We start from the raw sequence: 13797 nt of genomic DNA, 5'->3' as shown, positions 1-13797 counted from the left end.
ATGCTTAGTTTTACAAAAATCGGAGGTTCACTTATACAACGCTTGGAGGGAAGAAATGGTTGCTGTTCTCTCTGCTTATATGCCATTCCGATTCAGATGCGCAGAACAAAGGACCGCCTTTATTCAAGCGGCCCCTTCGCTTCCGGCGCGTACGCAGCCGGACTTCTTACACTATAATATCTCATGGCGCGGGGCACTCCTTTAATGTGGAGCTTCCCCCTATAGATGAGCTCCCGGAGCCGGTACTCCAGAAAGCTGTCGCCTACGTATTGTTCGCAATAGCCAAGCGCTTGTCCGATGACACGGGCTGCCTTCATGAATTCCCGATTGCCGCGTTCCCGATGGAGCTGCTCGACTGTCGCCATCAAATAATCGTCATAATAATGGTCTGGAACGGATTGAATCGTCTCCTGCTCCCAAATACGCAGAACCTCCTCCGTCTGCTCCAGCTCCAGCCATTCCCGTGCCAGCTCGCTGCGCCTTGCAGCGTCCAGTTGCTGCCGAACTCCCGCTTTCCATACTTCGGCCAGCTTATCGTCCGGAATTTCGCCGGAATGAACGTAGCGAATACTTAGATCAGGACGATTAAACAGCTCATAGCAGGTCTCTGCTGCCGCAATCGCATAGCAAGCCTGGGTCATATCCTTAATCAGGTAAGCCGCATGCCGCAGCCCCGTCTGCTCATAGGCATTTCCGCTGCTCCATAACATAATCGACGCATCATGCGGAATGGCAGCTAGCTGTCTCGTTACTTGCTCCGCACGATCATAAAGGTCCCGGTCGTCATACTCATCATTAATATGATCACGCAGCCACTCTCCTCTACGGGCGAGTCCCACCGCCTCATGAAGCCGCCAGAGCGGCCCCATCGCATAGTGCTCCCGCAGCACGATGATCTTGTGTTCCGCCTCTAAGCCCAGCTTGCGCAGCGCCAGCTTCAGGCTGCCGGCGAACGAATCCCCGCATACGATATGTACATATCGGCTGCTGCTGTCCGGCTCCCAGGAACTGACGCCATATTGAGCTCTATTCACAAGCTGCTCCTGCAAATTCATCATATCCTCGACCAGTTGATCCTTCGATTGCGGGTTGTCCTTCGCCATCTCTGCCTTCAGCAGCAAGTGCAGCATATGTGTCCTGGCTTCATCGGGCGAGAGCTGGCTGATCGCTTCCTTTAACCTATCTAAGTTCATCATGAATCGGATCACCCTTTACAGATCTTATCTCTCCAGTATAACGCCTTCGCTCTATCCATTCGATTGTGATTGCGCCGCGCCCTTGATCTGGCTCTGATGATGCACATCGTGTTCGATAAATTCCTCTGTTATGTAAATTAAAGAATAGGGCGTTCCCGTATGAGGGCATAAAGCCGTTCCGTTAGCTGTGATGGGACGCTCCAACGACTCATCTCCAATGCTCTCCAGCAGCTTGCAAAGCTCCAAGCGAGTGGAATGGAATTGTTCGATCAGCTGCGGCTTGGTGACGCCAGAACGAGCATACGCATAGGCCTGATCATTAAAGGAATCAAATTCCGGAAAGACAACTCCCTGCCGCTGCAATGCGTCAGGTACTGCTGTTCTAATGAGATAGCGGTCCCACTGGGTCAAATGAGCAACTATTCCCGCGATCGAAGCCTTCCCCTCGGCAATCGGTGCGGACCAGTCTTGATCAGGTACACCTGCCAGCTCGTCCACCCAATCCGTTAAGCTTGCAAAACGGTTTATAATTGCTTGGTTGCAAGTTGAAATCATCCCATCATCCTCCTACCTTTATAATACTACCAGTATAATAGGGGAACGTATGTTTGTAAAATAACCTCTCCGCTTTTTACATTTTATAAAGAAAGATTCAACTTCCAATAAGCAAAAATAATTGGCCTCTCCACTCGGAACATGTTACGTCCATATAACCAAGTATAACCATACGCATAATTTGAGATTGGAGGAATTCCTCATGCTGCTGTCCCGCATTATGCCAACTAGCACCAGTCTGCATCCGAATCGAGTCGCCATGAAGCAAGGATGCGAGACACTTACCTATGAACAGGCTGGCGTCCTGGGGCCAGATTCCCTTTCAGGTTCGAATCGCAAATGATTCAGGGCAAGAGCTTCCGCTTGGCGAGACAGGAGAAATTGTGTGCCAGGGCGGCGGCATGATGCTCGGATACTGGAACAATCAGGAGGAGACGGACAAGGCGATTAAGAACGGGTGGCTGTATACGGGTGAAGTGGGCTATTTCGACGAGGACGGCTTTCTTTATCTGACCGACCGCAAAAAAGACATCATCATCGTTGGTGCCTCCAACGTATACGGCTCGGAGGTTGAGGCGGTTCTCGGCTCGCATCCGCAAATCGGCGAGATTGCCGTTATCGGCACGCCTTTGGAGGAAGAAGGCGAGGCCGTTACAGCCGTTATTGTCTTGCGTGACAGCTCATCTGCGATAGATTTGCAGGAGCTAAGGCGCTACGGCTCAGGTCGGTTGGCTGATTACAAGCTGCCTACCCGTCTTGCCGTCATCGTGAAGCTGCCTCGGACACCAGTCGGCAAGATCGACAAAACCGCCCTCCGCAAGCTCTGCTTGAAAGGAATTCACGCATAATCTACTAACCGCCATTTCAAATGCCTTCATCCCAGCCATACGAAAAAGCAGCGCCTCTGTACTCTTACGGGGCGCTGCCTTGCATTTACCAAAGCTTGCAACTAAGCCGTTCCTTCGGGCTTATTCTCGACTTTCGCTTCCTTCATCCTTAAGCGCTTCATTCAATACCCGGAAAGCTTCCTCCAGCTTAGTCTTCGGGACATCGGCGTAGCGATCGCCAATGCTCACTTCGAAATAAACGCCGCCTGCCTTATGCTCCCGTATCGTGCTGCACAAGCCAATTCCAGTCTCCTGCGCCACCCGGATAAAGGCCGCTTCCAGCTGCGTTTTCTGCAAGTCCGAATGGACATGGAACATGTTCGACACTGGCACTTCCGGCCTTACACGCAGCACGCCGCATGTACGGTAATATCCCGCAAGCTCAACAGCATCCCGGTAATATTGCGCCATAAGCGGCAACCGCTGCTCCATATAATAATCCGCGGCGACAATATACGGATATAAGCTGATCAAGTCGCCTCCATGCCTTCGCTTCCATACTTTGGACTGCTGAATAAAGCCTCTCTCTCCCGCCAGCACAGCGCCCGCAATTCCGCCAATCCCTTTGTAGACTGAGATATATACACTGTCAAAAAGAGCACATACCTCTTCAGCAGACTTGCCGTAATAAGGCAATACTTCGAATAGACGGGCACCGTCCAGATGCAGCTTGATGCCTCTCTGCCTGCAATACGCCGACATCGCTTCAAGCTCCTCATATTCTGGCAACTGGCCGCCAATCTCCCGCTGCGGCAGCTCCAGCAGCACGGCCGACACACCTTCAGATAGCGCTTGAAGATCGCGAAGCAAGACGGGCCTGCTTTCGTCCGCCAGCAAAATCGGCTCCAGATGATGAAGCTCCTTCAACCCATCCTCTTCATGAATCTCCAGATGGCTTAACGGATGGTATGCGATCTTCTTCGAGCCTTTCTCATCGCTCCATAGCCGCAGTGCGATCTGCTGCGCCATCGTCCCGCTCGGGAAAAACACCGCCGCTTCCTTGCCAAGCAGCTTCGCCATCCGGTCCTGGAATTGCTCGATCACCTTGCCCGAGCCGTACATATCGCCGTTCAGCGAATCATCTATATTCGCGAATGCCTCTTTCAACACCTGCGCATTCCGCTTGCCGTGTCCAATAAGCGGATAGCTCGATTGATTATATGCCGTGAATAACGTTATCGTCTTTTCCATGAAGCTGGCCTTCTTTCGCATGATATGTATGTATAATAGCAACGCAGCCCGTCATGCGCAAACTTCTCCCTTATAATCTTGCCAGTCTGGAGCGGACCCATCGATCCGCAGCATACGCAAGCAGAATGCCCACAACGTACCGGATTAAATCAACGAACAGAAAACCTCTGCCTAATACAAGTCCGCCAAGTCGCGTTTCCCTAACTGCAAGGATCCAGTCAGCCTGATACAACTGACTTATCTCAATGGCGAAGCAGAAGCCAATGCTGCAAGCCACTGCCCACTCCAGCCTTTTATGTGCTCCTAAGACACGAAATCCGCCATAGATCATAGCCGCCCACAGCGCATCGCCGGCATGCAGCGCTACAAAATCCGGCAGATAGGCCGCCCATGCCCTTGCAGCAAGTCCGGCAGCAAGCATAAGTACGGTCGCCCCAGCGTAGATGAACCTGTCTTTAATAAGACTCATGTGCGTCCTCCTTCATAATCGGGATAACCCGTTCAGCTATTCAAGTATACAGTTCCTTCGAGAGCTGGCGGAAGACGGCATTGGATAAATCGGCTGAACTCTCTGGAAGCAAGCTTGGAGAGACGTTCCGGCACCCAGACAGATGCATCCGGCAGACCGAGCCAGAAGTTCAATGTACTAAGCTTCCCCGTCATGATGCCAACAAGTCTGGCATTGTCCGCAGAGGGAACAAAATTGCTTTTGCTCTCCCTCAATCCAGCCTAGCAAGGAGCACGGAATGCCGTCAACATCCGTTACATAATCCCCTGCCATTCTAATAGGGAACAGGCATCTATTAAGCGCACAAAAAACCGACCGGCTAACCAGTCGGTTTTGGAGAATATGATCTATCAACCATCGACATTAACATTTTTTGTTTCATTTAAATTAAAGAAGGAGTAGCATAAGTGAAATCACTTTTTGACGACATAGTCGTCATTCAATATTGATCCTCATAAGCGAAACAGATAGGGCAGGAACAAAAAGCTATAGATCGTTCCCCACAATAAAGTTTCTCCAATAACAATAGTTTCAATATTTCCTCTGACTATGCATTCATCAAATATTGCCCCTATTGTATCTGTCTCTGATGAAGTTTATCAATACCAAAAAATAATAACCCAACCATAGGTTCGAAACAATCGTGATCAACCCAATGCCCATTGCCAAGTCATAAGGATAACCGTAAACGCCCATAGCGCTGGGCCTGACTGTCAGGATCAGAAGCCACAGTGAAGCTGCGACCGCCCCCCAAACCAACAAGGATAAACAGAGCCTTAATATGCTTCTGGAGTGTAATTTTCTTCTCAGCCCTCTCCGAATGAAGAGTCCAATAAGAAGAACGCTTAGCAGAATCAGTGCGATGGAAAAGATGCCGATCAGCTTCATAAACGTAAGTGGAAAATCTGTCGTTTCGGGGGCGTATCCCATCAAAATCGAAGCGATTCCTTCGGCTACCGGCAGCTGGATTTCAGGATGCATCTCGCCAATCATTAAAGCAATGCCCAAGTCATGATTCGGAATAAACAAAATCACAGTGGATGAGCCTATGCCATCGCCCGTTTTATAGTAAACCTTCGTTTGCTGCAATTCTTTTACTTCAAAACCGCTGGCAGTATATTCGGCATCGCCCAGTTCAGTCGCGACATAGCCAATTCTCGTGTTTTCCATGCTCAGAGGCGTTAATAGTTGTTGATTCGCATGGCCGAGCTGGAAGGATATGAATTTGCCTAGATCCTCAATTGTACTGTACGCCCCGCCATCGGGGTCCTGAGCTCTCCCAAACTCTTCAAATGAACGCTTGATTGGGAGCTTTCTCGTTAAAAACCACGTATATTCTGTCGCCAGCCGGGTTTCATCAAATTGATCAAGGCTAGGACCGAATTTCGTATCCTTCATCCCGAGAGGTTCAAAGATGTTTTGCTGCATATAATCATAATAGCTCATGCCCGACACATATTCGATGACAAGCCCAAGCACATCATAACAGCCATTGCAATAATTGCCTGATTGACCTGGCTCCTCGGACAACCGGATTTTACTGAATTGGCGCACATAGCTCTCCAACGAATCCTTCGCATCTTTATGAGCGAATACCAGACCGTCCGTTTGAAAAGATCCTATTCCGCCAGCCGAATGGGTCAATAAATGGTTTAAAGTCACCTTCAAGGATCGATCGGAATGCTGAAATTGGAACCATGGGATGTACGTATGCACCGGCTTATCAATGTCCAATTTCCCTTGTTCATGCAGCTGTAAAATAGCCGTCGCTGTTAGTGCCTTCGTAATCGATGCCGAAAAATAAACCGTCTTCTCCGTTGGCGTATCGTTCCGTCCCCGGTCAGCAACGCCAAAGCCCTCCGAATAAATCAGCCTGTCCTTATGGATAATTCCTACAGCACCGCCGATCACCCGATTATGATCAAATTGTTCCCGAACATAGTCCGAGATTTGGGCAAGCGTCTCCTCATTTATCTTTTGGCTGGGAGCTGCACTGGCTTCGGCCAGATACGAGATTGCGGCGAACCAGATAAAGATGGAAAGGAATAAAATCTTGCTTGTTTTTAAAATCATCATGCCGGCTCCTTCATCCCGAATCCTCGAAATATGAACGATAGCGGGTATTTTATTCATGTCATCTCATTAAACTACACATTGTAGTATAATGCAACACGGAGTTCCTCTCCATATTTGTTTAGGTATATTGTAAGCCAAGCTCTTCGAGAGCCTCTAATCTATCCATATCCGTACGAAGCAAAACAGACCGCCTCTTCCAAGGCGGCCTTCCTCCAAGATTGCTCTTAAGACTTCACTGCGGCAATGAGCAAAAAAATCGGTCGGCGGGCCTCATCCTTCATCTCAGGATATTGCAACAATGCCTCCTCGGTTGGCTTCGGCTCCGCTACCTTTGTAATGACAAATCCGGCTTCGATCAGCTGATTCATGAACGTCGCGACCGTCCGGTGGTACTTCACGACATCATGGCCCAAAAATCTGGCTTCTCTCACTCCCTCGTCCTGATAGCCGTCAACCGGCCAGTGCAGCCGCTCCCCCTCCGGTCCATAATGCCAATCCTGCTCCGCGCGAGCCGTAAAGACGGGATGTTCCACCGAGAAGACGAATGCTCCGCCTTGTGCCAGACTTTGATAGACCTTCCGGCAGGTCAGATCGAATGACTCGACATAATGAAGGGCAAGCGAGCTCAGAATGACGTCGAATTGCCCTTCTTCAAAATCGAAATCCTCAATGGCTAGCCGGCGGTACTCAATATGCGGATCATCGGTCATCTCTCTGGCGCGCGCCAGCATATTGTCGGACAGGTCCACGCCAATTACGCTCTTTGCTCCCATCTCCCTGGCATAGCGGCAATGCCAGCCGTATCCGCATCCGAGATCCAGCACTCTTTTGGACTGAAGATCGGGCAGCATCTCTCGCAGTACAGGCCATTCCCCTGCTGCTTCCAGTCCGCCTACCGAGCGCGCCATCTGGCTATATTGATCAAAAAAACCTTGATCGTCATACTTGTTCTGCTTCATCTGTGACGGTCCTCTCTATTCACTCATGTTCTATTCATTCCGTTGCTATCTTTACTTTATCATTCCCCATACATGAAGAGGCGGGTATTGTTCGGTTTAAAAAGAAATATTGGCTCTATCTACCGATATTCCATGCCGCGCACCTTGGCATAAATGCGCGTATCGCTTAGCATGCCATAGACGTCGCACTTGTCATTGCGCAGCGTGCCCTCCAGTGTAAAGCCAAGCCGTTCCGCGACGCGTAAGCTTCTTTCGTTGCGCGAATCAACCCTAATCTCAATCCGGTTGGCTTGCAGCTCTTGAATGGCGAATGCCGTAATGCGATCCACCGCTTCGGTCATATAGCCTTGCCCGCTGTGCGGCGTATTCATCCAATAGCCAATCTCGAACTTCCGCGCTTGCCAGTCGATCCGGTGAAGGCCGCTGCTTCCGATGAAGGCTCCCGTCTCCTTATGGATCACATACATTCTAAGGTCGGACCGCTCCAGATAATGAATTCGACCTTGGCGCGATATGACTTCCGATTGCTCCTCCGTCGGCACAGTCCGCGCCCAAGGCATCCATGGACGCAGCTCGTCAATGCTGGCTTGCACAGCTGCGTTGACCAAAGGGCCGTCATCAAGCAGCGGTGCCCGTATAATGAGCCGTTCGCTTTCGAATCGCTCAGGAATTGATAGTAGAATCGGATTCGTCGATTTCATATCCATGGATAAACCTCCCTGTTACAAGAATTCCAACTACTATAGCGCAAGTGCCGATGGCTTTCAAGGTTGATTGGATAGAACTTTTTCATGGCGAAATACCAAACTGCAAGAAATATTCTTCCGATCGCTGTTTCGCTTCTCCAGAACATTTCTTGCTCCGTTTTGTCTCGGCCATGATCATATGGTACAGAAAATACAACCAAAAGCACAAAATGGCGATGTCAGGAATTGATCCTGAGCATCGCCACTCGTTGTTACCGCTATTCGATCTTCACTCTATTCCTTAACGAAGAATGATACGATTTTCGCAATCTCCGCTCTAGTAATGGTCCCCTTCGGATTCAACTTGCCGTTCGCATTGCCCTCCAGCACGCCCGCTTGCGTTAGCGCCTTGACGGCTTCTACGGCCCATGTCGATACATCTGCTTCATCGGTATAAGCTGCGCTTGATCCCGCCTGTGCGGCAAGCTTATCCTTCAGCGCACGATACAGCAGGACGAATGCTTCCTCACGCGTAATCTCACTGCCCGGGCGGAAGCTTCCATCCGGGAATCCGGAGATGATGCCCGCCGCGCTCAAGCTGAGCACATCCGCGCTGTACCAAGCTTGCTCCGGCACATCGTCAAATCCTGCCTCCGCTTGGTTCGGCTTAAGTCCCAGCAATCTGCTCAGAACAGCCGCATATTCGGCTCTCGTCATCTTCTGATCCGGCTGGAAGCTGTCATCCGGCTTGCCCAGCAGAATGCCTGCCTCCGCCAGCTTGCCAATCACATTCTTCGCCCAATGCCCGTTCACGTCGGTGAAGACAGGCGTCTCTGGCGCAGGCTCAGGCGTTGGTTCCGGCTTCTCCGGTTCTGGCGTTGGTTCCGGTGTCGGCTCCGGACTCGGACTTGGCGTACTTCCGCCACCGCTTGAAGCTACCGTCACGACAGCTTCCGCGCTGCCGTATCCATCCGCGCTGATTGCCGTAACGACCGCATTGCCTGCGCGGAGCGGACGAACCGTTCCGTTCTCATCCACCTTCGCTACCGATTCGTCGGAGCTGGACCATGTGACGGTCGCTTCGCCATCAACCATCGGTTCCACCTCGGCTGCAAGCTTAACCGATGCGCCTCCCGCCGTTAACGATACAGTCTTGCGATCCAGTGTGACCTTGGTCACTTCCAGTTGGTATACGCCTACTTTGCCGCCGACTTCGTAGGCGACGAGCAGAAGCGGCAATCCAGTCGGGCTAATCGAGGCAGGAATAAACTCCAGTCCTTCCGGTCCGGTATCCGTATCCAGATTAACCTTGCCGTTCTCATTCAAAAACACGCGGGAATTCGTATAGTTCACAAAGGACGGCGCATGTGGATCGGTCACATCGTACGTCATGAAGCCGCCGACACGCTCCAGGCCGACAAAGGCCATGACCCGGTTGCCGACGATACCTGTCTTGATATCCTCCGGCTCAGGTCCTTTTTTCGTGCTGCGATCGTCCATTGTAATTTTGCTGTTGCTGACATTGAAGAAATCAGGATATCTCTGGCCAGTGATGACTTCAAAGTCGCTGCCGCTGTCATACACCAGTTCCATCGTGTTTGCATTGAAAATCGAGAAGGAACGTCCGCCGTACAAATAGATGCCGTCATGCCCCATATCCGATACAACTTCTACGCTGTCATATTTGCTTGTGCCATTCAGGAATTGGTAGGCTTCGGAATCCGGGTTCAGAGAGCCCTTCATCGCTCCGATCGTGCTGGCATTCGTACGGCCCGGCCATTCCGTCGCATCGCCTTCATTCGCTGTGAACAGGTACGTCTGGCCGTTAATCGTATGGGATGCCATTCCGTCCGGCATGTAGATGCCGTAGAATGGGGCGTTCTCCAGCAGAATCGCGCCATCTCGCTGCAGGTCCAGCGCATTGGCCGCATCGCTGAAATCTTTGAAGCCCAGGCCTTTCACCGCATCCACTTTCTTGCTCGCAATATCGATAACGGCAATCGCATTATTTTCTTGAAGGGCTACATAAGCCTTCTTGTTGTCTTTGGACAACGCTATATACTCCGGCTCCAGATCGAGATAGGCATCTTCCTTTGTGCCTTTGCTCTTGATGCGGCCGTCGGCAGGATCTGCCGCACCGCGGATATGAACCAGATCGTCGATGACCGATGGGTCATTGAAGTATACTTGCGTCGATTGTCCCGTCTTCGTATCGACTATCGTAATGCTGCCCGGAGGATCCTCCGTGCCTAGACGAGGCTCCGCCTCATCTGCCGTCAGCACATAGCGGCCGTCTGGCGTCGACTTGACCATATCCGGCTGGATACCCGCCGCGTATTCCGCAATCAGCTTGCCGTCGTAATCCAGGGCAAGTATCTTCCCCTTCTTGTTCGGGTCCGCTTCCTGCACCGATACATAGATACGCTTATTCGCGGTATTGATGTCAACGCTCGTCAAATCCCCGAATGTGAAGCCGTTCTTTTCGGCTAGATCCTTCACGAGTACGGTCTTTTCCTTTTGCAGAGTTCCGGTAGCATGGCCCAAGTTGACAATATCCAGGCTTGGCGGGTTCGCAGCGCCATTAACCAGATAGAAGCGACCGTTGTCGCTATTGAACTTGACGATTTCGGCAACGCCGCCATCCGCATTGAATTGCCCCACGGCATATTCGCCGATTTTGGTCATGGCGAATTGATCCTCGACGACAGCGCGGTACGGCTGCACATTCAGCGTCAACTCCTGTGTTGCGATTGAAGCTGGCGCCCCGCTATCCTTAACCGTCACCGTTACTGTATAGCTGCCGGTTGCCTTGGCAGTTCCGCTAATTGCGCCTTCAGCCGTAATGGCCATGCCATCAGGCAGGCCGGAAGCTTCATATGCGTAAGGAGCTACGCCGCCCACAGCCTTCAGCGTTGCAGAGTAAGGCTGACTGTCAAATGCCGCAGGAAGCGAGATCGTCTCCCATACAAGCGGATCAGGCATATTCGCCCAGTCGCCATCCGAGCTGTCGCGCGGACTAATAGCCGCAAGCTCAGCCCCGGCTGCCGACTCATAATCAACCTGCTTGAAATCCGCTTTGTTATTGTCCGAGTCCTTGAAGTCGACGCGGCGCACCGCTTTTTTCTTGGAGGTGCCTTCCGCGGAGCCCGTCGGATAATCCGTCTCATAGCCGTCAATCGTGCTGCCCTTGTCATTGCTCGCCGTACCCAGCATATCCACATAGCCTTCCGGCTTTGACTGGAACGGATTAACGTCCTGCACATCATCCAGCGGCTGCTGGTTGCTCATCAATACAACCTTCAGCCCTTTATTATTGAGATATCGGTCCCACTCCAGGTCACCCTTGTCCGACAGATTGAGCTTCGGACTTGCGGAGCCGGTTGACTTGCCTTTCACCAGGTAAGACGACTTCGCTTTAATTACGCCAGTCAGATCAAGCTTCTGCCAGCCCAGCGTCGGTCCTGTCTGCGCATTGCTTCCGCGATCCGCATAATGAAGCGACCAACCGGACAGATCGACATCTTGCTCAGTGGGGTTAAATAATTCAATAAAGCCATGCGACACAAGCACACCCGCATCTTCTGCAAGACCCGCTCCATACACCTGATTAATCATGACATGGGGCACTTCCGCATTGTAGCGGTTGCCCGCTTCATATGGCGCACCCGGAATTGGGCCCGCTTCAGGCTCCGCTGCAACAACTCCCGCCATGATAGAGCCGACAGTCATTTGTGCGGCCAGCGCGAAGGTCAACACTCTCTTCGTCGTCTTGTTCACTCTTCAATCACTCCTAGCTTTCGTTGTTATCCATAAGTCTAAGGAGCAACTATTTGTCCATTGTTATCAATTCCGTTAAACTTTTGTAAAGCCGTTAACAAAACGTTAATCCAAACGTATACGCCAAGCCTCCTCTTCTGCTACACTACTACTAATATTCCACATCTTGACTGCAAGGAGCCATTCATGTGCTGCATAAGCTTAAAACCTACTTGACCTATTACGGCATACGCATGCTGCGCATCAAAAAAGGCGATCATCGGATCGCCATCGGATTTGCAATCGGCTTTTTCCATTGCTGGTTCCCTACATTCGGCATCGGATTGCCGCTATCAATTGCAATGGCACGTTTGGTCCGGGGCAATATGCCTTCAGCAATATTAGCCTCATCGCTCGGATCCGTTCTGTGGCCGCTGTTATTCTATATGAACTACTGGACAGGCCATCTCATAACCGAGCTGTTCACCTCGCCGTCATTCGATCTGGACGATGTGATCAACGAACAAATGCCGGAGCCGGATTATGTAGAAACGGTTGGCCATTTCAAGGATATTAGCGATGTCGGCCTGGACTTTCTAATCGGCTCGGTCATTAACAGCATCCTGTCTACGATCATTTTATACGCTTTATGCCGGGTCCTCGTGAGAAGGTATCGGGTTCCGCTGCTCAACCTGCTTAGACGCAAATAAGCGGTTCCGCGCAGCTATCGTGTATACCGGAGCCTTACGACTCCAGAGCGAAAAACCTGGGTATCGGCCAGCTTCAGCTTCTTCGATACCGATAGCGCCGGATACATCCGTTTGCCGCCTCCCAATATAACCGGAAATACATACATGTGATATTCGTCAATCAAGTCAAGCTTCAAAAAGGAGGCCGCCAGTCCAGAACCGCCAACCGACAGGCTCCTGCCTGGCTCCTCCTTCAATCTCGCTACTTCTCCCGCTATATCCTCGCCCGCCAGTGTTGCATTCCAATCCACTTGCTTAAGCGTTCGCGAAAATACGACCTTCCGCATATCGAGCCATAGGCGGGCATAATCCAGCTCTTCCTTGGATGCCTCTGGATTGTGCAATGCGGTCGGCCAATACCCCGACATATTCTCGTACAATCCGCGCCCATACAGATGGACATCTACTTCCTTCTCCTGTTGGTTGAAGTGCTCATGCAGCTCCTCATCCGGGAGCGACCAGTCAATCTTCCCGTCCGGGCCTTCGATATATCCGTCCAGCGACACCGACAATGCATAAATGACAGCGCGATTATGCCCCATCCCCCGGCCCCCTGTCGACGAGATAACGCAGCAGCACATTGCCCGAGGGATAGCTATCAGTGTGCTCCAGCTGCAAGCGGAGCGGCGAAGGAATATCTCGGAATAAAGGAATGCCTTGGCCAAGCATAATTGGCACAACCGTCAATTGTATTTCATCGACCAGCCCTCCGCAGAGCAAGGATGATGCCAGCGACCCGCTACCGAGTACCGCCATGTTCTGTCCCGCTTCCCTCTTCAGTCGCTTGACCTCTTCAATCGCATGCTCTGGAACCAGCCGGGAATGCCGCCAATTCGCCGAGACCAACGTATTGGAGAAAACAATCTTCTCTCTCTCGTTCATAATAGAAGCCAGCTCATGGTTCGCCGAAGGCCAAAACGCTGCCATCTGCTCATAGGTCAATCGCCCGAATAGAAGCAGATCAACGGATTGCAGGAACGACTTCGCATAAGCCACATAGTCCTCATCCGCCTGATGCCAATCGATCTCTCCCTGCGGTCCCGCAAAATACCCGTCTAGCGATACCATCTCTTGCACAATTAATTTTCTCATCTATTCATCTCCCTTCCAGACAGAGCTATGGCTAAATTCATTATAGAGGATCGGCCTGTTGCATACTTCTTCTCGATTGCGGTACAAGCCTCTTAGGTTCGTCAAGATAACTGCCTATGATTGTGAACGTCGTGATCCCAAG

13 protein-coding genes are annotated in these 13797 nt (G+C 51.3%); 2 read left to right on the top strand and 11 right to left on the bottom strand.

The window, feature by feature from the left end:
- Positions 1–119: 119 nt before the first annotated feature.
- The gene (locus D3P07_RS10665; protein WP_119800212.1) at positions 120–1196 is read right to left on the bottom strand and encodes a DUF1835 domain-containing protein; all 1077 of its coding nucleotides are present in this window, start codon (positions 1194–1196) and stop codon (positions 120–122) included.
- Between the two features lie 51 nt (positions 1197–1247).
- The gene (locus D3P07_RS10660; protein WP_119800211.1) at positions 1248–1751 is read right to left on the bottom strand and encodes a DinB family protein; all 504 of its coding nucleotides are present in this window, start codon (positions 1749–1751) and stop codon (positions 1248–1250) included.
- A 287-nt stretch (positions 1752–2038) separates the two neighbouring features.
- Between D3P07_RS10660 and D3P07_RS10655 the strand changes: the two genes are divergently transcribed.
- Positions 2039–2599: a class I adenylate-forming enzyme family protein gene (locus tag D3P07_RS10655; RefSeq protein WP_119800210.1), complete on the top strand. Its 561-nt coding sequence runs from the start codon at positions 2039–2041 to the stop codon at positions 2597–2599.
- Between the two features lie 120 nt (positions 2600–2719).
- On the opposite strand, the gene D3P07_RS10650 is transcribed toward D3P07_RS10655, so the two are convergent.
- The 7 genes from D3P07_RS10650 to D3P07_RS10620 form a co-directional block, all read right to left on the bottom strand.
- Positions 2720–3829, bottom strand: a complete 1110-nt coding sequence (locus D3P07_RS10650; RefSeq protein WP_119800209.1) for a threonine aldolase family protein — start codon at positions 3827–3829, stop codon at positions 2720–2722.
- Positions 3830–3899: 70 nt separating this feature from the next.
- The gene (locus D3P07_RS10645; protein ID WP_119800208.1) at positions 3900–4298 is read right to left on the bottom strand and encodes a ribosomal maturation YjgA family protein; all 399 of its coding nucleotides are present in this window, start codon (positions 4296–4298) and stop codon (positions 3900–3902) included.
- A 32-nt stretch (positions 4299–4330) separates the two neighbouring features.
- Positions 4331–4471 carry a hypothetical protein gene (locus D3P07_RS26970; protein WP_182914262.1) on the bottom strand — a complete coding sequence of 47 codons (141 nt, stop codon included), beginning with the start codon at positions 4469–4471 and terminating at the stop codon, positions 4331–4333.
- 424 nt (positions 4472–4895) lie between these two features.
- Positions 4896–6413, bottom strand: coding sequence for a serine hydrolase domain-containing protein (locus tag D3P07_RS10635; protein ID WP_182914261.1), 1518 nt, complete (start codon positions 6411–6413; stop codon positions 4896–4898).
- A 224-nt stretch (positions 6414–6637) separates the two neighbouring features.
- Complete coding sequence (locus D3P07_RS10630; protein ID WP_119800205.1) at positions 6638–7372, bottom strand: class I SAM-dependent methyltransferase; 735 nt, start codon at positions 7370–7372, stop codon at positions 6638–6640.
- 119 nt (positions 7373–7491) lie between these two features.
- A complete protein-coding gene (locus D3P07_RS10625) occupies positions 7492–8079 on the bottom strand; it encodes a GNAT family N-acetyltransferase (protein WP_119800204.1) in 588 nt (195 codons plus the stop codon).
- A 273-nt stretch (positions 8080–8352) separates the two neighbouring features.
- Entirely contained in the window at positions 8353–11835 is a 3483-nt protein-coding gene (locus tag D3P07_RS10620) for a choice-of-anchor I family protein (protein ID WP_119800203.1), read from the bottom strand.
- Between the two features lie 188 nt (positions 11836–12023).
- Between D3P07_RS10620 and D3P07_RS10615 the strand changes: the two genes are divergently transcribed.
- On the top strand, positions 12024–12524 hold the full coding sequence (locus D3P07_RS10615; protein WP_119800202.1) for a DUF2062 domain-containing protein: 501 nt from the start codon (positions 12024–12026) through the stop codon (positions 12522–12524).
- A gap of 14 nt (positions 12525–12538) precedes the next feature.
- Here D3P07_RS10615 and D3P07_RS10610 read toward each other — a convergent pair whose 3' ends face one another.
- Complete coding sequence (locus tag D3P07_RS10610) at positions 12539–13105, bottom strand: dihydrofolate reductase family protein (protein WP_119800201.1); 567 nt, start codon at positions 13103–13105, stop codon at positions 12539–12541.
- On the bottom strand, positions 13095–13655 hold the full coding sequence (locus D3P07_RS10605) for a dihydrofolate reductase family protein (protein WP_119800200.1): 561 nt from the start codon (positions 13653–13655) through the stop codon (positions 13095–13097). Before D3P07_RS10605 ends, D3P07_RS10610 begins: the two co-directional genes overlap by 11 nt.
- Between the last annotated feature and the right edge of the window lie 142 nt (positions 13656–13797).

The sequence above is a fragment of the Paenibacillus sp. 1011MAR3C5 genome, assembly GCF_003591485.1.
In the GTDB taxonomy this organism is placed as follows: Bacteria; Bacillota; Bacilli; order Paenibacillales; family Paenibacillaceae; genus Pristimantibacillus.
Note: the sequence above shows the minus strand (reverse complement) of the source record. Positions and strands in the feature narration are given on the sequence as shown.

Excerpts from the sequence above, each read along its gene's own strand:
- D3P07_RS10605 (WP_119800200.1), bottom strand. The coding sequence starts at position 13,655 with ATGAGAAAATTAATTGTGCAAGAGATGGTATCGCTAGACGGGTATTTT.
- D3P07_RS10610 (WP_119800201.1), bottom strand. The coding sequence starts at position 13,105 with ATGGGGCATAATCGCGCTGTCATTTATGCATTGTCGGTGTCGCTGGAC.
- D3P07_RS10635 (WP_182914261.1), bottom strand. The coding sequence starts at position 6,413 with ATGATGATTTTAAAAACAAGCAAGATTTTATTCCTTTCCATCTTTATC.
- D3P07_RS10650 (WP_119800209.1), bottom strand. The coding sequence starts at position 3,829 with ATGGAAAAGACGATAACGTTATTCACGGCATATAATCAATCGAGCTAT.
- D3P07_RS10655 (WP_119800210.1), top strand. The coding sequence starts at position 2,039 with ATGAACAGGCTGGCGTCCTGGGGCCAGATTCCCTTTCAGGTTCGAATC.
- D3P07_RS10630 (WP_119800205.1), bottom strand. The coding sequence starts at position 7,372 with ATGAAGCAGAACAAGTATGACGATCAAGGTTTTTTTGATCAATATAGC.
- D3P07_RS10665 (WP_119800212.1), bottom strand. The coding sequence starts at position 1,196 with ATGATGAACTTAGATAGGTTAAAGGAAGCGATCAGCCAGCTCTCGCCC.
- D3P07_RS10645 (WP_119800208.1), bottom strand. The coding sequence starts at position 4,298 with ATGAGTCTTATTAAAGACAGGTTCATCTACGCTGGGGCGACCGTACTT.
- D3P07_RS10660 (WP_119800211.1), bottom strand. The coding sequence starts at position 1,751 with ATGATTTCAACTTGCAACCAAGCAATTATAAACCGTTTTGCAAGCTTA.
- D3P07_RS10625 (WP_119800204.1), bottom strand. The coding sequence starts at position 8,079 with ATGGATATGAAATCGACGAATCCGATTCTACTATCAATTCCTGAGCGA.